The organism is Altererythrobacter sp. (genome assembly GCF_050299635.1).
Lineage (GTDB): Bacteria > Pseudomonadota > Alphaproteobacteria > Sphingomonadales > Sphingomonadaceae > Erythrobacter.
In genome coordinates this window covers 84,033-105,637 of record NZ_JBNKWF010000005.1, presented here as the reverse complement: position 1 = coordinate 105,637, position 21,605 = coordinate 84,033, and the positions used below count along the sequence as shown (strand labels likewise).

Annotated in this window: 22 protein-coding genes, 1 tRNA gene and 1 other RNA gene; 9 read left to right on the top strand and 15 right to left on the bottom strand. The window is 61.7% G+C overall.

Going from position 1 to position 21,605, the window contains the following annotated elements; all coding sequences use genetic code 11:
- Positions 1–12: 12 nt before the first annotated feature.
- The 7 genes from ACQY6C_RS04000 to ACQY6C_RS03970 form a co-directional block, all read right to left on the bottom strand.
- Positions 13–807: a class II aldolase/adducin family protein gene (locus ACQY6C_RS04000; protein WP_427965041.1), complete on the bottom strand. Its 795-nt coding sequence runs from the start codon at positions 805–807 to the stop codon at positions 13–15.
- A gap of 50 nt (positions 808–857) precedes the next feature.
- Positions 858–1,199, bottom strand: a complete 342-nt coding sequence (locus ACQY6C_RS03995; protein ID WP_427965040.1) for a YbaB/EbfC family nucleoid-associated protein — start codon at positions 1,197–1,199, stop codon at positions 858–860.
- A gap of 4 nt (positions 1,200–1,203) precedes the next feature.
- Positions 1,204–3,009 carry a DNA polymerase III subunit gamma/tau gene (locus tag ACQY6C_RS03990; protein WP_427965037.1) on the bottom strand — a complete coding sequence of 602 codons (1,806 nt, stop codon included), beginning with the start codon at positions 3,007–3,009 and terminating at the stop codon, positions 1,204–1,206.
- A gap of 82 nt (positions 3,010–3,091) precedes the next feature.
- Positions 3,092–3,186, bottom strand: an RNA gene (ffs, locus tag ACQY6C_RS03985) — signal recognition particle sRNA small type.
- A 146-nt stretch (positions 3,187–3,332) separates the two neighbouring features.
- A complete protein-coding gene (locus ACQY6C_RS03980) occupies positions 3,333–3,611 on the bottom strand; it encodes an ETC complex I subunit (protein ID WP_427965034.1) in 279 nt (92 codons plus the stop codon).
- A 116-nt stretch (positions 3,612–3,727) separates the two neighbouring features.
- Entirely contained in the window at positions 3,728–6,160 is a 2,433-nt protein-coding gene (hrpB, locus tag ACQY6C_RS03975) for an ATP-dependent helicase HrpB (protein ID WP_427965031.1), read from the bottom strand.
- The gene (locus ACQY6C_RS03970; protein WP_427965028.1) at positions 6,157–7,167 is read right to left on the bottom strand and encodes a polyprenyl synthetase family protein; all 1,011 of its coding nucleotides are present in this window, start codon (positions 7,165–7,167) and stop codon (positions 6,157–6,159) included. The genes hrpB and ACQY6C_RS03970 overlap by 4 nt, the downstream gene beginning before the upstream one ends.
- A gap of 67 nt (positions 7,168–7,234) precedes the next feature.
- On the opposite strand from ACQY6C_RS03970, the gene ACQY6C_RS03965 reads away from it, so the two are divergent.
- On the top strand, positions 7,235–7,558 hold the full coding sequence (locus tag ACQY6C_RS03965; protein WP_427965202.1) for a chorismate mutase: 324 nt from the start codon (positions 7,235–7,237) through the stop codon (positions 7,556–7,558).
- Between the two features lie 77 nt (positions 7,559–7,635).
- On the top strand, positions 7,636–7,992 hold the full coding sequence (locus ACQY6C_RS03960; protein WP_427965025.1) for a PilZ domain-containing protein: 357 nt from the start codon (positions 7,636–7,638) through the stop codon (positions 7,990–7,992).
- 4 nt (positions 7,993–7,996) lie between these two features.
- Here ACQY6C_RS03960 and ACQY6C_RS03955 read toward each other — a convergent pair whose 3' ends face one another.
- From ACQY6C_RS03955 to ACQY6C_RS03940, 4 genes are all read right to left on the bottom strand, one after another.
- Positions 7,997–9,352 carry a sensor histidine kinase gene (locus tag ACQY6C_RS03955; RefSeq protein WP_427965200.1) on the bottom strand — a complete coding sequence of 452 codons (1,356 nt, stop codon included), beginning with the start codon at positions 9,350–9,352 and terminating at the stop codon, positions 7,997–7,999.
- Positions 9,353–9,467: 115 nt separating this feature from the next.
- Entirely contained in the window at positions 9,468–10,145 is a 678-nt protein-coding gene (locus ACQY6C_RS03950; RefSeq protein ID WP_427965022.1) for a response regulator transcription factor, read from the bottom strand.
- Positions 10,146–10,249: 104 nt separating this feature from the next.
- Positions 10,250–10,549 (bottom strand): PepSY domain-containing protein, encoded by a 300-nt coding sequence (locus ACQY6C_RS03945; RefSeq protein WP_427965019.1) that lies wholly within the window; start codon positions 10,547–10,549, stop codon positions 10,250–10,252.
- A gap of 79 nt (positions 10,550–10,628) precedes the next feature.
- Positions 10,629–11,342 (bottom strand): SIMPL domain-containing protein, encoded by a 714-nt coding sequence (locus ACQY6C_RS03940; RefSeq protein WP_427965016.1) that lies wholly within the window; start codon positions 11,340–11,342, stop codon positions 10,629–10,631.
- Positions 11,343–11,440: 98 nt separating this feature from the next.
- On the opposite strand from ACQY6C_RS03940, the gene ACQY6C_RS03935 reads away from it, so the two are divergent.
- Positions 11,441–13,270: an ABC-F family ATP-binding cassette domain-containing protein gene (locus ACQY6C_RS03935; RefSeq protein WP_427965014.1), complete on the top strand. Its 1,830-nt coding sequence runs from the start codon at positions 11,441–11,443 to the stop codon at positions 13,268–13,270.
- 274 nt (positions 13,271–13,544) lie between these two features.
- Complete coding sequence (locus ACQY6C_RS03930) at positions 13,545–14,450, top strand: OmpA family protein (protein WP_427965011.1); 906 nt, start codon at positions 13,545–13,547, stop codon at positions 14,448–14,450.
- 80 nt (positions 14,451–14,530) lie between these two features.
- On the opposite strand, the gene ACQY6C_RS03925 is transcribed toward ACQY6C_RS03930, so the two are convergent.
- Entirely contained in the window at positions 14,531–15,004 is a 474-nt protein-coding gene (locus ACQY6C_RS03925; RefSeq protein ID WP_427965008.1) for a DUF6456 domain-containing protein, read from the bottom strand.
- A gap of 96 nt (positions 15,005–15,100) precedes the next feature.
- On the opposite strand from ACQY6C_RS03925, the gene ACQY6C_RS03920 reads away from it, so the two are divergent.
- Positions 15,101–15,673: a helix-turn-helix domain-containing protein gene (locus tag ACQY6C_RS03920; protein WP_427965006.1), complete on the top strand. Its 573-nt coding sequence runs from the start codon at positions 15,101–15,103 to the stop codon at positions 15,671–15,673.
- On the top strand, positions 15,670–16,848 hold the full coding sequence (locus tag ACQY6C_RS03915) for a glycosyltransferase (protein ID WP_427965003.1): 1,179 nt from the start codon (positions 15,670–15,672) through the stop codon (positions 16,846–16,848). Before ACQY6C_RS03920 ends, ACQY6C_RS03915 begins: the two co-directional genes overlap by 4 nt.
- 7 nt (positions 16,849–16,855) lie before the next feature.
- Here ACQY6C_RS03915 and secF read toward each other — a convergent pair whose 3' ends face one another.
- Genes secF through yajC form a run of 3 tightly spaced genes read right to left on the bottom strand, consistent with a single transcriptional unit; the run spans position 16,856 to position 19,818 of the window.
- Complete coding sequence (secF, locus tag ACQY6C_RS03910) at positions 16,856–17,836, bottom strand: protein translocase subunit SecF (protein WP_427965000.1); 981 nt, start codon at positions 17,834–17,836, stop codon at positions 16,856–16,858.
- Positions 17,837–17,848: 12 nt separating this feature from the next.
- Positions 17,849–19,447, bottom strand: a complete 1,599-nt coding sequence (gene secD, locus ACQY6C_RS03905; RefSeq protein WP_427964997.1) for a protein translocase subunit SecD — start codon at positions 19,445–19,447, stop codon at positions 17,849–17,851.
- Between the two features lie 50 nt (positions 19,448–19,497).
- The gene (gene yajC / locus ACQY6C_RS03900) at positions 19,498–19,818 is read right to left on the bottom strand and encodes a preprotein translocase subunit YajC (RefSeq protein WP_427964994.1); all 321 of its coding nucleotides are present in this window, start codon (positions 19,816–19,818) and stop codon (positions 19,498–19,500) included.
- A gap of 222 nt (positions 19,819–20,040) precedes the next feature.
- Between yajC and ACQY6C_RS03895 the strand changes: the two genes are divergently transcribed.
- From ACQY6C_RS03895 to ACQY6C_RS03885, 3 genes are all read left to right on the top strand, one after another.
- Positions 20,041–20,117, top strand: a tRNA-Pro gene (locus tag ACQY6C_RS03895).
- 92 nt (positions 20,118–20,209) lie between these two features.
- A complete protein-coding gene (locus tag ACQY6C_RS03890) occupies positions 20,210–21,118 on the top strand; it encodes an HpcH/HpaI aldolase/citrate lyase family protein (protein WP_427964991.1) in 909 nt (302 codons plus the stop codon).
- A gap of 69 nt (positions 21,119–21,187) precedes the next feature.
- Positions 21,188–21,601, top strand: coding sequence for a holin family protein (locus ACQY6C_RS03885; RefSeq protein WP_427964988.1), 414 nt, complete (start codon positions 21,188–21,190; stop codon positions 21,599–21,601).
- The last annotated feature ends 4 nt before the right edge of the window (positions 21,602–21,605 follow it).

Genomic DNA, 21,605 nt, shown 5'->3' with positions numbered 1-21,605 from the left:
TTTGTCCTACTGTTAATTGCGGAAGCTGGGATCGATCCGGTCGAGCTTGCGCAGCAGTGCGGGCCAGGCGAGGCCATTGGCTAACATCGCAACACCTTCCGGTGCCGCCTGCGCCTTGACCTTTTCGGGCGTGCCCTGTGGCGGATTATAGAGATAGTCACGGCCGCCAGCGAGCATCTTCACCTGCGCATCGCAGGCCCGTTCCACGAAATAGAGCCGCAGGAAGCATTCGCCCACCGTCTTGCCGATTGCCAGCGTCCCGTGGTTGCGCAGGATCATGACATGCTTGTCGCCCATGTCCTCGACCAGGCGCTCCCGCTCTTCAAGGTCGGTCGCGATGCCTTCATACTCGTGATAGGCGATATCAGACCGCGCGATCATGCCGGTCTGTGTATGCTCCAGCAGCCCTTCCTTCATCGCGCTGACTGCCTGCCCCGCCGGCGTATGGAGATGCATCACCGCATGTGCATCCTCGCAATTCATGTGCAGCGCCGAATGGATCGTGAAACCGGCCGGATTGACCGGATGGGCCGTGGGAATGACGGGTTGACCATCGACATCGATCTTGACGAGCGACGAGGCGGTGATCTCCTCGAACATCATGTCATAGGGGTTGATCAGGAAGTGATGTTCCGGGCCCGGCACGCGGGCGGAAAGATGGGTGAAGATCAGATCGTCCCAACCATAATGCGCGACGAGGCGGTAAGCGGCAGCAAGATCGACGCGGACCTGCCACTCTTCATCGCTTACCTGCGCCCGGACATCTGCGTCCGAGCCGGTGCCATTGTCGTTCATCAAAGTTGCCATGATCGCCTCTCCAATATCGGTTTCATTCCGATACTAGCACGAAATGGCGCTTAGCCCATACCCGGCAAATTGAAGCCCGGCGGCAAGCCCATGCCCCCCTGGATTTTCTTCATTTCCTCGTTCGAAACCCGATCCGCCTTATCGCGCGCATCGTTGAAGGCAGCGGTGACCAGATCTTCCACCATCTGCTTCTCTTCCGGCTTCATCAGGCTTTCGTCGATCGTGACTCCAAGAATACGGCCCTTGGCGCTGGCGCGGACTTTCACCAGCCCGCCACCCGACTGCCCCTCGACTTCGATCCCGTCGAGCTTGGCCTGCATGTCGTTCATCTGCGTCTGGATCGTTTCAGCCGCTTTCTGTGCAGCCTGAATCATCTCTTCCATCGATTTCATCGGATCACCTGTTCCATTTGCTTCCGCCCGCCTGGGCGACATTTTCCTGCGGGTCGAGCAGCTCCGCATCGGGGAAAGCCTCCAGAGCTGCTTTCACCAATGGCTGTTCGCGCAATTTCGCATCGGCTGCGGCCTTCGCCGCCTCTTCCTGTTCGCGCAGGGTCGGAGCGCCTTCGCCCTCGCCCCGCTCAACCTGCCAGCGATTGCCCGTGTGCTTGAGCAATGCGTCGCGCAGTTCGGGGCCCGGATCGTCGGGCAAGCCTGCCGCTACCGTGTAAACCAGCCGTTCGGGCGCAAGCTCGATCACCCGCACCCAGTCACGCATCATCTGCGCCACGCGCAATTGCCCCGAATCGTCGATCTGCTGCACCAGCCGCGCCCAGTCGAGTGAGGCAGCAGGTGCCGCCTGCGGCTGCGTCGCTTCTCCAGCAGCGGCGGGCGCAGGCCCGCGCTCGGCAAGCTCCTCGATCTTTCTTGCCAGCTTGCCCGGATCGGGCATGTCCTGCGCGTGCATTACACGCAACAACGCCATCTGTGCCGAAACAAGCGGATCGGGCGCCTGGCGCACTTCTTCATGCCCCTTGAGCAGGAGCTGCCAGAGGCGGTGGAGCTGCGCAGCGGAAAGCCGATCGGCAAAGCCTGCCAGCGCCGCGCGTTCTTCCGCCGTGGGGGCGTCAGGCTCTCCGCCCGAAACCTGCGCCAGGGTCACGCGATGCGTCAAATCCATCAGCGAACGCATAAGCGCCAACGGCTCGACACCGAGCGAATATTGATCGTCCACCGCTTTCAACAGCGCTGGCGCATCACCATTGAGCAGCACTTCCAGCAAGCGGCGCTGCGCACTCTTGTCAGCCAGGCCCAGCATGTCGCGCACGCGCTCACCTGTGACCTGGCCGCCGCCTTCCAGATCGGCATGGGCAATTGCCTGATCGAGGATCGAAAGCCCGTCACGGACCGATCCCTCGGCGGCGTTGGCGATGATGTGGAGAGCTTCTTCTTCAGCTTCGACGCCTTCCTTGACGCAGATCTCGGCGAAATGACTATGCAGAAGATCGGCCGGAATGCGCCTGAGGTCGAAGCGCTGAGTCCGGCTTAGCACCGTAACCGGCAACTTCTCGACTTCGGTTGTCGCGAAGAGGAATTTCACATGCGCAGGCGGCTCTTCCAGCGTCTTGAGCAAGGCGTTGAAGGCATTGCGCGACAGCATGTGCACTTCGTCGATGATGTAGATCTTGTAGCGCGCGGAAACCGCGGAATAGCGCACGGCCTCGATGATCTCGCGCACATCGTCGACACCGGTATGGCTGGCGGCGTCCATCTCGATCACGTCGATATGGCGGCCTTCAGCAATCGCGCGGCATGGCTCGCACTGGCCGCAAGGATCGATCGTCGGGCCGCCCTGCCCGTCTGGTCCAATACAGTTGAGGGCCTTGGCGATCAGCCGCGCGGTGGAGGTCTTGCCGACCCCGCGTACGCCCGTCATCAGGAAGGCATGCGCCAGCCGGTCACGCTCGATCGCATTGCCTAGCGTGCGCACCATCGCATCCTGCCCGATCAGCTCGCTGAAGGTTTGCGGGCGGTATTTGCGCGCGAGCACGCGATAGGGTTGGTTCGGGGCAACAGGAGCCGGAGCGGCTGGCGCTTGAGCTGTTGGTTCCTGCTTCGGCTGTTCGGCTGGACTTTCCGCCGGCGCAGGATCGCCAAACATGGCGGACTGGCCCGCAGCCTCTAGCTCCGCGGCGCTGGGTTGCGCGTCTTCCTGCTTTTCCTCCCAAGGAGGCGTATCCGAATTGTCCGGTGAATCACCCATGCCGATTAGGTAGGCGCTCCCGCGTCGATTGTCATGACGGTGATGTGAGGAAACGGAAGAAAAGCGGGCCGGAACAGTGCGCAAAAAAGGAGCCGAGCGACCCGCCGCAATTCACCTGGGCTGCTTCCTTCCGGACCTGACCCGGTGAGCGAACGCAAACGTCCACCCGACTCCCGGGCGGGCATATGGCGGCGATTTGCGAGAATTTCAACAGCCAAGCGCAAGATCGGGCCGCAGGCCCGCAAGGCTGACCGGAGGAGCGAAGCGACGGAGGAAGCCAAGTGCGCCGGATGGCGCGCGCCCGGCGTCTGTGGGTCAATCAATCAGCGAAAATTATCCGCGTAGGCCTGTATCTTGAGCGCCTTGGGCGGAGTGGCGTGAACGCGTGCGGCAATGCCGTATTTCTCGGCATAGGCCTTGGCGGCATCCTTGCTCTCGAAAGTGAGCCGCACCTGCGATTGCGTGTCGCCACTGCCGGTCCAGCCCATCAGCGGGTCGGCACGGCGCGCCTCAGACTGTTCGAACTCAAGCACCCACTGATCGGTGCGCGCCTTGCCGGACTGCATCGCGTTCTTCGGACGCTGGTAGATACGTGCGCTCATCTTTATTTGTCCCTCAATCGCCGGGCGGCGGACATCCGTCCGCCTTGGCTCCGGCCTGACCGGCCGACGTGCGGTCGCGCTTGCGGTCCGACTACGTCGTACAGGACGCCCCTAGTTCAACTCTCGCCTCGATTGAAGGCGTTTTTGGTCTTTAAGCTCGGTTTTTCCGCCCATGGTTCATCCGGCCAGCGATGTTTGGGGTAGCGCCCCTTCATGTCCTTGCGCACGTCCGTCCAGCTGCCACGCCAGAATCCAGGCAGGTCGCGCGTCGACTGGATGGGGCGGCCCGCCGGGCTGGTCAGCTTGAGCAGCAACGGCGTGCGGCCGATCATCGGATGGCTGTCGAGACCGAACAGCGCCTGTACCCGTACTTCAGCGCTCGGCGCATCGTCACCGGCATAGTCGATCACATGGCTGGTGCCAGCCGGAGAGCTGAACTCGCGCGGGGCCTCACGGTCGAGCTTCTGGCGGTCATTCCAATCAAGCAGGTTCAGGATCGCCTCGACGAGCCTGCCTCTGGACATGTCCAGATCACGCCGCCCGTTCAGCAAGGGAGCGAGCCAAGACTGCGCTTCATCCTGCAAATTCTTGAGGGTCAACTTCTCGATCCCGGCATATCCGCCGCGCGCCAACAGATCCGCCGGAATCAATGTCCCCAGCTGCTCCACCGCCTTTTCCACAAGGATATCCACAAGCGACTGGGGGTCAGGATCGGGGTCTGGCCCACTCGCCAGTGTGATCGAACCCAGCCGCCGTTCGAGCCGAGCTTCAGCACGGTTTTCACTGCCATTCCAGTGGATTACAGACCGCTTTTCGATCAATGGTTGAAGGTGTTTCTCGACCTCTTGAGTGGATAATTCAGCAGCGGCGGTGATGCGCGCGCCCTTCGCTTGCCCTTGCGCATCGCCAATCACGATCCATTCCGCCCGCGCCAAGGGAGAGGCGGGATCGAGCTGGAACCCGCGCCCACCGGCAGAAAGCCAGTTCTCGCCTGAATTGTCGCGCCGCCTTGCAATGAAATCGGGCCGTGCATGTGCGAGGAAGATAGCGGGGTTGATCGAGCTAGAACCGACTCCGGCGACTAGCCGCTCCGCCGCCTTCGCCCAGCGCTGGGCCAGTTTACGCGAAGCCTCGGCGCGCGAACCGCGCTCGCCATCCCAGCGCGAAAGGCGTTGCAGCAAGTCCTCTCCACGACCGCCCAGCCCGCGCTCCTGTAGTAGCAACACGAGCTTGGCCGCATCCAGACCTTGCCCCGCCTCCGCGCCGAACAGCACCGCCGCACCTGATACGGGATCCATCGGCAGTGAAGCGATCCGCTCGCCCTGCAGCGTGATCCGCCCTTCCCCGTCAAGCGCACCGAGCTTTTCCAATTGGCCGCGCGCCGCAGAGATTGCAGCGTCAGGCGGCGAATCGAGCCAGGGGAGCGAGGCGGGATCATTCGTGCCCCACTTCGCCAGCGAGAGCACAAGCGCGGAAAGGTCCGCGATTTCGATCTCGGGCGGCGCAAACTCCGGCCGGCCTGCGTGGCCGTGTTCTTCCCACAAGCGGTAAGCGACACCGGGTCTTTGCCGCGCTGCACGGCCTGCTCGCTGCGCCGATGCCGCCTGACTGGCGCGACGAGTCACCAGATGCGTCGTCCCGGCGGCCTTGTCATACTCGGCATGACGCGAGAGCCCGCTATCGACCACTACCGACACACCATCGAGTGTCAGCGACGTTTCCGCAATCGAAGTCGCCAGCACAATCCGTCGCCGATCTTCTGCATCGCGCCGGATCGCAGCGCGCTGCTGCGCGGGCTGCACCTGTCCATGCAGCGGCAAGATCGGGACATCAGGCAAGCGCTCCGCCAACCGTTCGCGCGTGCGCTCGATTTCTCCAACGCCGGGAAGGAATGCGAGGATGTCGCCTTGCTGCTCGCGCCAGGCCTGCATCACCGCACCAGCCATTGCATCTTCGATCCGCGCATCGGGAGACGCGCCAAGCCAGCGAATCTCCAGCGGAAAGGCCTTGCCCTCGCTCTCGATCACATGCGCGCCATCACCGAGCAGCCGCGCGAACCGTGCGCCATCGATAGTCGCGCTCATTACCAGAACACGCAGGTCTTCGCGCAGAACCGCACGACTCTCCAGCGCCAGTGCAAGCCCGAGGTCGCTGTCGAGATGCCGCTCATGCGCTTCATCGAACAGCACTGCCGAAACGCCCGCCAGTTCCGGGTCTTCGAGGATACGGTTGACGAAGATCGCTTCGGTGACGACCAGGATGCGCGTTTTGGCGGATGTCTTGCTGTCGAGCCGAGTCAGATATCCGACCGTTTCGCCCGGTTTCTCGCCCATCAGTTCCGCCATGCGTTCAGCTGCGGCACGCGCAGCAACCCTGCGCGGCGACGTGAGGATAATCTGTCCGCTGCACCAGGATTGATCGAGCAGAGCCGGGGCGACCGCTGTGGTCTTGCCCGCACCCGGCGGCGCAACCAGCACTGCCGCGCCACGATCCGCCAGCGCGCGCTGAATGTCAGGAAGGACAGCTTCGATGGGAAGCGAAGTGCTCAATATCCCCGCGCGACCGCGAAATGCGCCGCTTCGGCCATCGCCTGCCGCGCTTTGCTATCAGGGAAGATCGAAATCGCGTCGATCGCCCTTTGCGCGAAATGGCGTGCCCGCTCGCGCGTGTCGTCCAGCGCATTGTGCCGCTTGATCAGCGTGATAGCGTGAGCAAGATCCTCGTCGGAAGCGCGGTGGCCCATGATCGCAGCCTTCCAGAACTTGCGCTCCTCTTCATCGCCACGTGCAAATGCGAGGATGACAGGCAGCGTCATCTTGCCTTCACGGAAGTCGTCGCCCCGGTCCTTGCCCATTTCGGCCGCGTCCGAATCGTAATCGATCGCATCGTCGACAAGTTGGAAGGCCACACCCAAATTGCGGCCATATTCCTCCAGCGCACGCTCTTGCTCGTCGCTGCATTCGGCGACCACGGCACTCACCTGGCTTGCAGCGGCGAACAGTGCGGCGGTCTTGGCCCCGATAATCTGGAGATAGCGTTCCTCACTGGTCTCGATCTGTCGCTGGGCAGTGAGCTGCGACACTTCGCCTTCTGCGATTACCGCGCTGGCATGGCTGAGGATGCGCAACACCTTCAAGCTGCCATCCTCGGTCATCAGTTCGAAAGCGCGGCTGAACAGGAAATCGCCCACCAGAACGGTCGCCGGGTTGCCGAAGATGATATTGGCCGCCGCCTTGCCGCGGCGCAGCTCGCTACCGTCCACCACATCGTCATGCAGCAGCGTGGCGGTGTGAATGAACTCCACCGCAGCAGCCAGCTTGTAGTGACGATTGCCCTGGTATCCGACCAGTTCCGCGCCCGCCAGCGTAAGCATGGGTCGCAGACGTTTGCCGCCGCCTGAAATCAAATGCCCGGCCAGCCGCGGGATGAGCGGAATCTCGCTCTGCATCCTCTCAAGGATCACAGCATTGACCGAATTCATGCCGTTCGCTGTCAACGCCAGCATCGGGTCAAGCGATGGGACCTTGCGGGGAAGAGGGACGACCTCGGCACTCATGGGGTGCGCCATGGCCGTCACAAGCCCGCTTGGCAAGCGTGGATTTGCTGCTAGCAAGGGCGGCGCAATGTCTAACCCGTCACCTCACGCACCCGCCTCGCCCACCGGCGCTGATCCGGTCCTCAATGCCTATCGCAAAAGCATCGACAATATCGATGCTGCGCTAATCCACATGCTGGCGGAACGATTCCGCATCACGCAGGCTGTGGGTGAGTATAAGGCCAAGGTCACGCTTCCTCCTGCCGATCCCGACCGGGAGGCCAAGCAGATAGAGCGGTTGCGCAGGCTGTCCGAAGACGCGGATCTCGACCCGGAATTCAGCGAGAAATTCCTCCGCTTCATCATCGATGAAGTGATCCGGCACCATGAAAAGGCGCGCGATTCGGCCTGAGGTCCGCGCCCTAGGTATTTTCACCTGATCCGCGCGCAATCGGTTGGTTTCTGGCGTCTGCCATAGCGGCCGACATCATGCGTCCCGACATTCCACAACGCGAGATATTCAGTCTCGACCAGCGTCGCTCCAAGCGCATCGAACTCGTAAGCATGGGTCAGTTTATCCTGCAGGACGGGGCTTATGATTGCCAGGTCGTCGAGATTTCGCTGTGCGGCGCGCTCTTGCTCACGCTTGCGGAGGTGCGCGTGGGGCAAGACGGGTTGCTCCGCTGCGACGGGTTGGACCTGCTCTGCCAGGTGGTGCGGATCGAGCCGGGATTTGCGGCGGTGGAGTTCGTCGATGAATCTGGCGAAACAGCCGATGTACTGGACCGGCGCGAACTCTCACGAGCCGAGAACAACTATCAAATCCTGCGGTTTCTGGATCCCTGAAACTCTACGTCGCGCGCGGCAGGCTTAGCTCGACCAACAGGCCGCCAAGGTCCTCGCTCTCGCCCATCGACACCGATCCGCCATAAATCTGCGCCACATCGCGCACGATGGCGAGGCCCAGCCCCGTGCCGGGCTTGCCAGTATCCAGCCGCGCGCCGCGATCGAATATGCGCGAGCGTTCTTCGGGCGGGATGCCCGCACCGTCATCTTCGATCCAGACAACGCATTGTTCCGCATCGGGTTCGGCATCGACTGTCACGAACACGCTGCCCCCGCCGTATTTGGCGGCGTTTTCGATGAGATTGCCGAGGATCTCGTCGAGATCCTGACGCTCCATCAGTACTTCTGCCTTCGGGTTTCCGGCAATGTCGATACGCTTGTCTGGATAGAGCCGCTCTACCGCGCGCCGCACCGCTTCAGCACTCTGGCGGACAGGCGCGCGCGAACGACCCATTGCCCGCCGACCCACCGCCCTGGCACGCGCAAGATGGTGATCGACATGCCGCTGCATAGTGCGCGTTTCGCGGATCACCGCGTCTCCAAGGTCCGGCGCATGGGCGGTTGCGGCATTTGTCAGCACCGTAAGCGGAGTTTTGAGCGCATGGGCCAGATTGCCCGCATGGGTGCGCGCTTCCGCCGCTTGGCGTTCGGTATGCTCGAGCAGCGCGTTGACTTCCTGCACCAATGGCTGAACTTCGGTGGGAAGCGGTTCGTCAATCCGGTTGGCGCCGGTGGTGCGCAGCTTCTGGATCGCCGCGCGCACACGTCGCAATGGGGAGAGGCCATAGCGAATCTGCAGCAATGTCATGGCAAAAAGCCCCAGGCCCAGCGCGGCAAAGCTCCACGCCAGAATAGAACGGATGCGCGCAATCTGCGTGTCGAGTTCGCCCGTCGCGGATGCGACTGCAAAGGTCCAACCCGTCTCGCTTCCGGGCAGAATTACCGTGCGCTCGACCATTCGCAGATGTTCGGTCGGGAACTGGTCTGAATCGAAGAAATGCGGTTCGCTGTCGAAATGATCGCCTTCCACATCCAGCGTGCGATCCCACAAGCTGCGGCTGGGCAATGTCTCTTCACCCGGCCCGCTTATCTGCCAATAGACTCCGCTATTGGGCTCAAGGAAACGCTGGTCGCCAAGCTGGCTGTAGAGATAGACTTCACCGCCTGCCTGGATCTCCGCCGATGCGATCAGTGCCGTCAGGACATATTCGAGCTGGTCATCGAAATTGCTCCGGACCATTCCGGCAAGCGTCCGGTCCAATGCAAAGCCGCCACCCAGCAGCAACACTGCGATCCAGCCGGCGGCGATGAGCGCCATGCGGCGGGCAAGGCTACCCTGCCCCTTGCCATTCTCTTGCACGTCCGCATCGCTCTTGTCCTGCTCGACAATTACATCAGAGCCGGGTTCGGAGCGCGCCTCATCTTCGCGCACTGCGCCTGCATCCTCATGTCCCGAAGCTTCGGGAGAAGGAGAATCAGGCGCGTGGGGCGTCTGCGGGGTCGTCGAGGCTGTAGCCGAGTCCACGGATCGTCGTAATCACTTCTGCGCCGAGCTTCTTGCGAATGCGGGTGACGAAGACTTCGATCGTGTTGGAATCCCGGTCGAAGTCCTGATCGTAAATATGCTCGATCAGTTCGGTGCGGCTCACAACCTTGCCCTTGTGGTGCATGAGGTAGCTGAGCAGCTTATATTCCTGCGCGGTCAGTTTGACCGGCTCGCCCCTTAGCGTGACACGGCCGGAGCGCGTATCAAGCCTCACGTCGCCCGCGGTGAGTTCCGCCGAGGTATTGCCCGAAGCGCGGCGGATCAGCGCCCGCAGGCGAGCAATCAGCTCTTCGGTCTGGAAAGGCTTGGCGAGGTAGTCATCCGCGCCGGCATCGAGCCCAGCCACCTTATCCGACCAGCTATCGCGCGCAGTCAGCACCAACACCGGGAAAGTGCGGCCTTCCTTGCGCCACATGCCGAGCACGGTCAGCCCGTCAATTTCCGGCAAGCCAAGGTCGAGGATCACGGCATCGTAATCCTCGGTCGAGCCGAGGAAATGGCCGTCCTCACCATCGGTGGAGAGATCCACCGCATAACCGTTCTGCTCCAGCGTCGTCTTGAGCTGATTGCCCAATGTCGGTTCGTCTTCGACGATCAGGATGCGCATCGTTCCCCGTTCACTTTCCCTTGAATGCGGATGTGTTGAGCCTTTGGGCGGTTAGCGTCAAGCGAGCGAGAGGGATTCTCCACCCGATCGCCGCTCCCGGCCAGTCATTGAGATTGCTTGATGATCCGGCCTGTCCGCGCATCGACATCGACATAGGTCACGCGCCCGTCACGGATAAACTTGAGCCGATAGGCACGCGCTGCAGCGTCATAGGCAGGCCCCAGATATTCGCTGCCCTTCATCTTTGGCAAAACGCGCTTTTCGATCTCGCGCAGCGAAAGCGCATTGCCCGCCTTCATTTCCTTGCGTGCCTCGCCCTGTTCGTCACGAGCCTGAGCAGGAACGACAGTGAGCCCGGCAAGCGCCAGTGCAACAGGAAGGGATACGGACAGAAAGTGCTTCATGATGCGAGTTTGCCTAAGCGTAGAGCATTGAACAAGGTGTGAATGCTCGCGTTGCACGCCATTCAGCTACATTGCCAGCCTATTGCATCTCATATTTGACGGAAATGGTTACGCCGGTGCCAACCTCTCCCAGTTCGATCGGCGTCGCCGCCTCGGCCGCATCCGCCGCAACCCGCATCGCCATGAGAGGTTGCGGTCGGCCGTATGACTGGAAGGTTTCGGACACCTCCAGCAAACGCACTCCTGAATAGCCCGCCATCCGAGCATATTCCTCTGCCATCATCCGGCCGCGCTTGAAGGCAGTTCCGCGCGCCGTCGCCTTCACTTCCGAATCATCCTCGAGCATGAAATTGGGACCGAAGATATTGGTCGCCCCCGCTCCGGCAAAGGCATCGAGCACTTCGCCTGCTCTCTTGAGTTCGCGCAGCTTCACGCTCACCTGATTGCTGACCTGATATCCGGTGAAGACCTGCTGCTCATTGGTCCGGTCATAGCGATATTGCGGATTGAGGCTGAAATTGCTGGTCTGGATGTCCTTGGGCTTGATCCCCAGCGCCTTCATTCGCGTGACGAGGCGATCCATTTCCTGCGCGTTCTGGCGGACCGCTTCCTGCGCGGTCGCGGCACGAGTGGTCACCCCTGCCCCGATCTGAGCGACGTCGGGAGCGGATTGGACCACTTCGCTCACAGTCAATTCCACTACGGGATTTTGGGCCTCGATCCTCACCTCGGCTGCGGCAGCGGGGGACGCCAGCATGGCCAGTGTGGCGGCGGGAATAGCGGTACGGATCATCGTTTTGTCTCCTTCAGGCCTCCATGGCTGCAACGCACATCATTACGAATGACTGAACCGGCTTGTTCCGGGCCATACGAACGCCTAACTGCCGCGCCATGGCACTACCCCCGATCCTTTCCTGGGAAAATCTCGGCCTGCAGCAGGGCGGCCGCTGGCTGTTCGGCGGACCGGACTACGCTGATATCAACCTTCATGTCGGGCCGCGTGATCGGCTGGCGCTGATCGGGCGTAATGGCGCGGGCAAGACCACGCTAATGCGGCTGATCGACGACAGAATCGAGGCAGACCGCGGCACACGCAAGGTCAAGCCGGGGACGCGCATCGTCTTTCTTGAGCAGGAGCCGGACTTCACCGGCTTCGATACGCTGATGGACTTCGCACTGTCGGGTGAGCATGCCCCGGCCGCTCATGAAGTGGAGTCGATTGCCGGTCAGCTTGGCATCGACATGGCGCGACCGGCTGATACTGCCAGCGGCGGTGAGAAGCGCCGCGCCGCGATTGCTCGTGCGCTGGCGATGGAGCCTGACCTGTTGCTGCTGGACGAGCCGACAAACCATCTCGATCTCGGCGCAATCGACTGGCTGGAAGACTGGCTGAACCGCTACAAGGGCGCCTTTATCGTCATCAGCCACGACCGGACCTTCCTCAAGCGCCTGACCAGGGCCACCCTGTGGCTCGACCGCGGCACCTTGCGGCGCAAGGAAGTCGGCTTTGGCGGCTACGAGGCGTGGGAAGAGCAAGTCTATGCCGAAGAAGCGCGCGCGGCTGAAAAGCTCGACGCCAAGCTGAAGATCGAGGCTCATTGGCTGGAACGCGGAGTCACCGCACGGCGCAAGCGCAACCAGGGCCGGCTCGAAAAGCTGTTCCAGATGCGCGCCGCCCGCGCGGCGATGATTACCAGCGCCGGAACCGCCAAGCTGCAGCTTTCCAATGACGAGGAATTCAGGTCCAAGTCCGTCATCGTTGCGGAGCATGTCACCAAGAATTTCGGCGACCGCCCAATTATCAGGGATTTTACCCTGCGCATCCAACGCGGCGACCGCATCGGCGTGGTCGGTGCGAACGGCGCTGGCAAGACAACGCTGCTCAAGCTGTTGACCGGGGAGCTCGCACCCGACAGCGGAACGGTGGAAATCTCGAAGAAGCTCACCGGTGTGATGATCGACCAGCAGCGCAGCCTGCTCGAGCCCGATCGAACCGTGCGGCAAGTCCTGGCCGAAGGCGGCGACTGGATCGACGTGCGTGGCATCCGCAAGCATGTGCAGGGCTACCTCAAGGAGTTCCTGTTCGACCCCAAGATCGTGGATACCAAGGTCGGTACGCTTTCGGGCGGCGAGCGTTCGCGCCTGCTTCTGGCGCGCGAATTCGCACGCACCGCCAATCTGCTGGTCTTGGACGAGCCGACCAACGACCTCGATCTCGAAACGCTCGATCTGTTGCAGGAAGTGATCGCGGATTTCGACGGTACCGTGCTGATTGTCAGCCATGACCGCGACTTTCTCGACCGCACTGTCACGATCACGCTCGGCCTCGACGGGTCGGGCCGTGTCGATGTCGTTGCTGGCGGATATGAGGATTGGGAAAAGAAGCGGCGTTCTTCTCCTGCCCCGCGCGCAGGAGGGGCTGCGGGTGGGCCTGCAACGGCCGCGAAGAAACCCACCCCCCAGCAGCCCCCTCCCGTAAACGGAAAGGGGAGCAAGAAACTCTCCTACAAGGACCAGCGCGACTACGAGCTGCTACCCGCCCGGATCGAGGAGCTGGATGCCGCTATAGCCAAAGGCGAAGCGATTCTCTCCGATCCCGGCTTGTACACCTCGGACCCGCAGAAATTCGCCACCATCTCCGCCGGAATCGAGAATGCTCGTGCGGAAAAGAACGCGGCCGAGGAACGATGGCTGGAGCTGGCGGAACTGGTCGAAGGTTAGGCCGGAACCGCAGCACACTGCATCGACTCGCCGCACATCGCGCTCGAACCACCCGTACAACGGGAGGTGGTGCCGAAACTGTTCATGTGGCAGAAAGGTTTGCCTGAACACGCAGGAGGCCCATCGCGTCAACAACTCGTGCGGTCAAGCGACGGCACAACCCCCTACGACGAGATGAGTGCGTTTCAGACAGCCGGACCCGCCTTAACGGGCGCGGTCGGATAAAGACCGCAAACACGCAGGTCCGGCTGACGTAATTTGAAGGAGTGGACTGATGAATGTTTTTTCGAAGAGGCAGGGAGCCCTGGCACTGGTCGCCATGCTCGCGATGCCCGTAGCGGGCGTCCTGTCCGCGCAGGAGCTGGAGGCATCGTCGGATGGTGAAGTTCTGACGACCGTTTACGGTTCCCCGCCGTCAGACCTGTCTGGCATGACCGAAGGACCCGAGATCGAAGGTTTCATCTCCGCGCGCAGCGGCGAGAAACTGCAGGTTACAACTGCTGGCGGCACAAAGACTGTAGTGCTCATCAGCAATGGCACCGAAATCAAGGCCAAGGGCGGTTTCCTCGGCCTCAATCGCGACAAGCTGGGTGCGGATGCGCTGTTGAATGGCTTGCCTGTGTCCGTCGAGACTGTGCAGTGGGCCGGCAACCTTGTGGCGAGCAAGATCGACCTCAAGAACAAGGACCTGAAGACCGCGGCGATGATCCGCAACGGAACCGAGCAGCGCTTTGGCGAACATGACGTGGCAATCAACAAGAATGCTGCGGCGACCGAGGCACTGCGCGGCCGCATGGCCGATATCGACAAATACAACATCAAGGGCACGACCAACGTCTATTTCGACACGGGCAAGTGGAAGCTGACGCCCGGAGCAGAGAGCGAACTTTGCGCCGCAGCTGCAGAAGCAGACGCAATGGACAATGCCCTGCTGCTGGTCGTCGGCTACACCGATTCGGTTGGCAGCCAGGAGTTCAACCAGGTCCTGAGCGAAAAGCGCGCCGGCCGCGTCGTCAACCACCTGCAGCAGGCCTGCGGCTGGAAGCCCTGGCGGATGCTTACTCCCACCGGAATGGCCGAAGCCGATCCGTTGGCAGACAACAGCACGCCCGAAGGCAAGGCACAGAACCGCCGCGTTGCGGTGAACATCCTCGTCAGCAAGAGCGTCGAGGGAATGTAATTGGTGTGGGGGTGGGTGAAAGCCCACCCCCGCTTTTCCTGAGGCGTCAAACCTCGCTGGGCACTAACCCACGCGGCCCTTCAAATGATGCGGTAGAAGTCCGCTACCCGGTCGAGAGCCAGGCGCAGCACCAGCTTGCCCGAGCGCGCAGGCCAGCCGAGCGACCTCTCCGCTTCGGGCAATCCTTCACCCGCGCAAACCACGCGCCACAAAATATCCTCCAGCCCCTTGCCCGCTTCAGCCAGCGCAGCATTGAAGCGTAGCTTGGCTGCAATCTGGCGTTCAGAAGCGTGTAGCCCGGTTTCGCCGGTGCTCCTAACCCGCACAGGATCCCAGCGCATGGTGACATTTGCGCCTAGCTGGGCGCGTTCATAGTCAGCCCGCAGCCGCTCGCCCGCGTCGAACAGCCTGTCTTCGAGATGCCCGCGCGAATGCAGCCATGACAAAGGCGATTCCGCGAGATTGACCGTTACTGTCCGGCGCTTCCCGCGCGCGCTCCCTGACTTGCGCGGACCCTCTTCTGTCAGCTCACGTTCGACCAGTCTGCGGCGCATCGCCATTCCTCCTGTGTATTGCCGGGAGGAACGCCTTGCATTCCACCGGTTCCTGTAGGAAAGAAAAATCACCATTCCGGTTAAGGGAGGCTTGGAGTGATCAACCGCATCCGGGACATCCGAAAGGGTAAGGGCATGACGCTGGCCGAATTGGCCGAAGCATGTCAGCCGCCCACCACCGCACAGACCATCGGTCGGCTCGAAACCGGGATGCGCAACCTCTCGCTCAAATGGATGGAACGCATTGCAGCCGCGCTGGAGATCGATCCCGAACTACTCGTCCGGTCGGACGCCTCAGATCAGCCAATGGTGGTTGCCGCGCTCAAGTCTCATGGGCCTGAACCACTCACAAAGCCGCGTGAAGCCATCATGCCCAACGACCTGAGCGGCGACGGAACCCAGATGGTGCTGCAGGTGGACGAAAGCGTCGGCGAATTCCGGCCCGGCGACTTGCTGTGGCTGCGCCAGATCGCCCTCGAAGACGCGCCCCATGCGATCAATCGTGATGTGCTCGTCCCGCGTCCGGGCGGGCAATTCTACTTCGGCAGGTTGATCGACCGACAGGGAACATTCGTTGGCCTCCTGCCACCGGGCAGCGGGCAGAAACAGCAGATCGTCGATGGTCCGGCCTGGATCGCCGTGGCGGAAATGCTGGTGCGGAAACTTTGAAGCACGTCCTGTCGCTTTCGACGCTTTATCCAAACGAGGCCAATCCGCGTTTCGGCACCTTCGTCGCGCGCTCGATCGAAGCCCTTGCAGCGCGAGGCGACTGGCGCGTGACCATGGTCAATCCCATCGGCATCCCGCCGGTTGCACTGGGCCGCTATCGCGCGCTGGCGAGGCTACCTGCAATGGCAGTGGAACATGGCGTGACGGTTCATCGCCCACGCTTCACCCTGATCCCCAAATTCGGTGCTCGCCGCAATGCCAAGGCAATCGCACGCGCTGCGCTGCCGCTGGTGAAGCAAATCCATGCCGATACGCCGATCGATGTGATCGATGCGCAATTCTTCTATCCCGATGGCCCCGCCTCGGCATGGATTGCGCAGCAGCTTGGCCTACCCTGTTCGATCAAGGCGCGGGGTGCCGACATTTGCTATTGGGGTGACAAGGACTACGCGCGCGAAGAGATGCTGGAGGCTGCGAACTGCTGCAGCGGACTGCTGGCAGTATCGCAGGAACTGGCGGGTCAGATGGCCGAGATGGGCATGCGACGCGACCATATCACCTTGCATTACACCGGGCTCGACCGTGGCCGCTTTCGTCCGCTCGATAGCCCGGGCCTGCGCGCGAAGTTGGCACGCGAACTCGGGTTCGACCTGCCAGACGGCGCTCCGCTGCTTGTTACCGTGGGTGCGTTGATCGAGCGCAAGGGACAGGACATTGCACTCGGTTCGCTGGCGGCCCTGCCCCAAGCGCGACTGATCCTGGTCGGCAAGGGCGAAGACGAAGCGCATCTGCGCAGGCTGGCCAAGGACCTGGGCATTGCCGACCGCGTCCATTTCGCCGGATCGGTCGATCACGAGGTCCTGCCAGAAATCCTCTCCGCCGCAGACGTCATGGTGCTACCTACCAGAAGCGAAGGCCTCGCCAACGCCTGGGTTGAAGCGCTTGCTTGCGGCACACCAGTAGTGACCTGCGATGTCGGCGGCGCGAGCGAGCTCATCACCAGCAATGCGGCAGGCAGGCTGGTGCCGCGCGACATCGATCATTTTGCCGCAGCGATCTCCGAGGTGCTTGCCGACAAGCCCGATCCGAAAGAGGTGGCGGCGACCGTGGACCGTTTCAGCTGGTCCAACAACGCAGCCGAGTTGGCCCAGCATTACGAACGACTGATCGGCTAGGGCTTGCTCAGCCCTCGCCGCGCGCGATCCGCTCCTGCCTCTCGGTCACCGTTTCGTCCGGAACGAAACTGTTCGAAGTCACGCCCATCCAGATCAACATGGGCGCTGCCATGTAGATCGAGCTGTAGGTGCCCACGAACAGGCCTAGCGTGATGGCTGCAGTCAGGCCGAACAGGCTGGCCGGGCCAAAGAACAGCAGCGGGATCAGCGCAACCAGCAGCGTCAGCGAAGTCATCACCGTTCGCGCCAGCGTCTCGTTGACCGACAGGTCGAGCAGCTCGGGCAGCGGCATCTTGCGATACTTCTTCAGGTTCTCTCGGATGCGGTCATAGACCACGATCGTGTCGTTCAGCGAGTAACCGATGATCGCCAGGATCGCGGCAATGATCTGCAGGCTGAACTCCAGCTGGAACAGGGCAAACATGCCCAGCGTCAACGACACGTCATGGAACAGCGCGAACAATCCGCCGACGCCGAATTGCCATTCAAATCGGATCCAGATGTAGATCGCGACCGCGATCATCGCGGCGACCAATGCAAACACGGCATCGTTGCGGAACTCGCCCGACACCTTGCCTGAAACAGAGTCCACCCCGTCGATACGAATGTCACTATGCGCTGCCTTCAGCGCATCTGTGATTTCGCGCGTCATCTTTTCGGCGAATTCGGGATTGCCTTCAGCTTCGGGCGGGAGCTTGACCCGGATCGAAACCTCGTTTGGCGCGCCAAAGCGCTGGATCACCGGATCGCCGCCATTTTCCAGGCTGCCGACCAATTGGCGCAGTTCTCCGATGGGAGCTTCCGCTGTCTCGGTAAAGGTGACGCGGATTTCCTGGCCGCCGGCGAAGTCGACGCCGTAGTTGAGACCCTTGGTCATCACCAGGCCCCAACTTGCAGCAATCAGCAGAATGCTGACGATGAAGAAGGGCCAGCGGACCTTGAGGAACTTGATGTTGGTATCGTCGGGGACGAGCTTGAGCAGTTTCATGGCTAAATCCCCTTAAAGGCTCAGATCGCTTGGCCGCGCCCTGCGCAACCATCCGGCGACCCACATGCGGGTTAGCACCACGGCGGTGAAAACGCTGGTGAACAGGCCAATCACCAGCACCACGGCGAAACCGCGTACCGGCCCCGATCCGAACAGAAACAGCAGCACACCTGCGATGAAGTTGGTGATGTTGGCGTCATAGATCGCGCGGCTCGCTTCCTTGTAGCCGGTCTCGACCGCGGCCACCACGCGCCGTCCGCGCTTTCTTTCTTCGCGTATTCGTTCGTTGACCAGCACGTTAGCGTCCACCGCTGCACCGATCGTCAGCACGAATCCGGCAAGGCCCGGCAAGGTCAGCGTGGTGTTGAGCCCGGCCATGATGCCCAGGATCATCAACACGTTGAAGCCCAGCGCAATCGTCGCATAGATGCCGAAACGGCCATAGCTGACGATCATCAGCACGATCACCGCGACCGAACCGATCATCATCGCCAACAAGCCCTTGCGGATCGAATCCGCCCCCAGGTCCGGCCCGACGGTCCGCTCCTCGATCACCTTCAGATCGACCGGCAAGGCGCCTGACCGCAGTGCAATCGCCAGCTGGTTGGCGGATTCGACCGTGAAGCTACCTGAAATCTGCGCACTACCGCCCAGGATCGGCTCGTTGATGTTCGGCGCGGAGAGGATTTCGCCGTCGAGAATGATCGCGAAGGGCTTGTTAACATTCTCGGTCGTCAACTTGGCAAACTTCGCCCCGCCCTGCTGATCGAAGGTGATGTTGACCACCGCTTCATTGGTCTGTGGATTTACGCCCTGCTGCGCATTGGTGAGATTGTCACCGCGGATACCACCCAACCGCCGCACTGCAAGCGAAGTTCCCTCGAACGGCGTACCTGCTGCGTAAGGAAATATTTCACTGCCCGGAGGAGCAATCCCCTCCGCAACGTCGGTGGGCAAGGCGCTCTGGTCGACCAGCTTGAACTCGAGCTTCGCGGTCTGGCCCAGCAAATCCTTGAGCTGATCGGGGTCCTGCAAGCCGGGCACCTGCACCACGATGCGCGTGTCGCCCTGGCGGATAATGGTCGGCTCGCGTGTGCCCAGAGCGTCGATACGCTTACGGACCACCTCAGTCGCGCTGTCCATCGCCTGTGTCACGGCATTGCTCAGCCCGGTCTGGGTCGGCGCGAGGATCATGCGCTGGCCATCGGTAATGGACAGATCCCATTCGCGTGTCAGTCCGGTGCCGTTGACGATCGGCAGGAGAATCTCGCGTGCCCGGTCCAGATCGGCGGGATTGTCAAGCAGGAAAGCCAGCCGCCCGTTGTTGGTCGACACATCGCCGATTCTGATGGCCGGTTCGGCCTGCCGCATCAGCGTTCGGACCGATTCTTCCATGTTTTCAAGCCGCTGCGAAGCCACCTGCTCAGGATCGGCCTCAAGCAGGATATGGCTACCGCCCGCAAGGTCGAGGCCGAGGTTCACTTCCGGATCGGGAAGCGAGGTAGGCCAGGCGACGTTGGCTGCGGAAAAAATCGACGGAAGGGCCGCAAGGCATGCGACAAGCGTCAGCCCCCACAACCAAATCTTCTTCCAGGTGGGAAACTCGAGCATCTTCTATGCCTTACTCACTCGCCTTGTCTGGTTCGCGCTGGAACCGCGCGTCAATCGTTGGCTGCCGCGCCACCGGGCGGAATGATATCGCCGATGGTGCTCTTGACCGCTTTCACGCGCACACCCTGCGCAAGGTCGATATCGACATAATTGTCGTCAACCTTCACCACCTTGCCGACAAGGCCACCGGCGGTGACGACCTGGTCACCCTTCTTCAAACCGCCGATTTTTGCCTGATGTTCCTTCTGCCGCTTCATCTGCGGACGGATGATAAAAATCCAGAAGATCACGATCATGCCGACGATCGGTGCCCACTGGAACCACGCGGGCGGCGCTTCGGCACTGGCCGCTGCAGCTAGAATTTCAAACATTGGATAAAGGCCTGTCAGGTTTGAACTACGTTACATCGCGAGGGGCGTAACCGCTGCCGCATTCGCCGCGCAGGCTCTCCCCTCGGTCGCTAAGTGGGCGCGCCTAGCAGCATTGCAAGCCCATCACAATCTCGCGGAGACAATCGTGGCAAAAGCGCACCACATGCATCGCCGCTTGCCAGCTTCCGATGTGCATCCTATAGGGCCGCCCTCCACTGGTTCCGGGACGTGGCGCAGTCTGGTAGCGCACTATACTGGGGGTGTAGGGGTCGCTGGTTCGAATCCAGTCGTCCCGACCAGTGGAAAATCCCCCTCTTCACGATCCGCCGCGACCGCGAGTTGCGCGCCATTGCAGACGGCACTAACCCCGTTCACTGCAAGAGGAGCTTCTATGTCGGAAACAACCCCGCCCAGCACGAAACCGCCGAAAATGCGTAGCTGGCTGTTCGCACCCGCCGACAGCGAGAAGAAGATGGCCAAGGCGGCAGACGGACCGGCCGATATCGTGCTGATCGACCTGGAAGATTCGGTCATGCCGGAAAACAAGCCGGCGGCACGGATAATGGCGAGGGAATTCCTCCTAAGCCGGAGTGACAGGCAACGCATCTGGGTGCGTATCAATCCGCTGTCGGGCGGAGAGGCCGTGGCCGATCTCGAGGCGGTCATGGCATCCGGTCCCGGCGGCATCATGCTGCCCAAGGCAGAAGGCCGCGCCGATGTCCAAACCCTCCACACAATGCTTTCGGCACATGAAGAAGCGCTTGGATTGGACGCTGGTTCGACCCGCATCGTCGCACTGGTCACCGAAACGCCCAAGGCGATGTTCCACTGCGGCGAGTATGAAGGCGACTATCCGGGATCGAGCCGGTTGTCTGCTCTGAGCTGGGGCGCCGAAGACCTTTCCTCCGCGCTCGGCGCGCGCGTCCAGCACCGTCCTGATGGGTCTTACATGCCCACGTATGAGCTGGCGCGCAGCCTGTGCCTGCTGGGCGCAGTGGCGGCAGGTGTGGTGCCGGTCGAAACCGTCATGCCCGAATTTCGCGATCTCGATAAACTGCGCGAACGGGCCGAGATGGTGCGCGGCCAAGGATTTCGCGGAATGCTGGCGATCCACCCGGCACAAGTAGAAGTTATCAACCAGGCCTTCACGCCCAGCGAGGAAGAACTCGCGCATGCCCGCGCGATTGTGCAGGCCTTTGCCGATAATCCCGGCGCGGGAACGGTTGGCCTGGACGGTGCGATGGTCGACCTCCCGCATCTCAAGCTGGCGCAACGCTTGCTCGCCGAAGCGGGCGAATAGAACCGAAATTTTCCTACACGAACCCATTTGGTTATCGGATATGCGATTCGCAGCAACGGAGCGCATGTCATGGCCATTATCGAGACCCTGATCGGTCCCCTCGCCTCGATCATCGACAAGATCATTCCTGACAAGGAAGCACGCGCCAAGGCCAAGCTGGAGCTGATCCGGCTGGAGGGAACGCGAGAGATGCAGATGATCGAAGCGCGCTTGCAGGCAATCGTGGCCGAAGCGCAGTCAGCCGATCCCTGGACCAGCCGCGCGCGCCCCAGCTTCCTCTATGTGATGTATGCGATGATCCTGTGGGCACTGCCGATGGGCGTGCTCGCCGCATTCAATCCTGCCGCCGCGAGCGACATTGCCAGCGGAATGAACGCCTATCTGGGCGGCTTGCCAGAGCCGCTCTATGCGTTGTTCGGCACCGGCTACCTTGGCTACACCGCCGCCCGCCAATGGGGCAAAGTGAAGGGCGTCGACAAGTAGACGC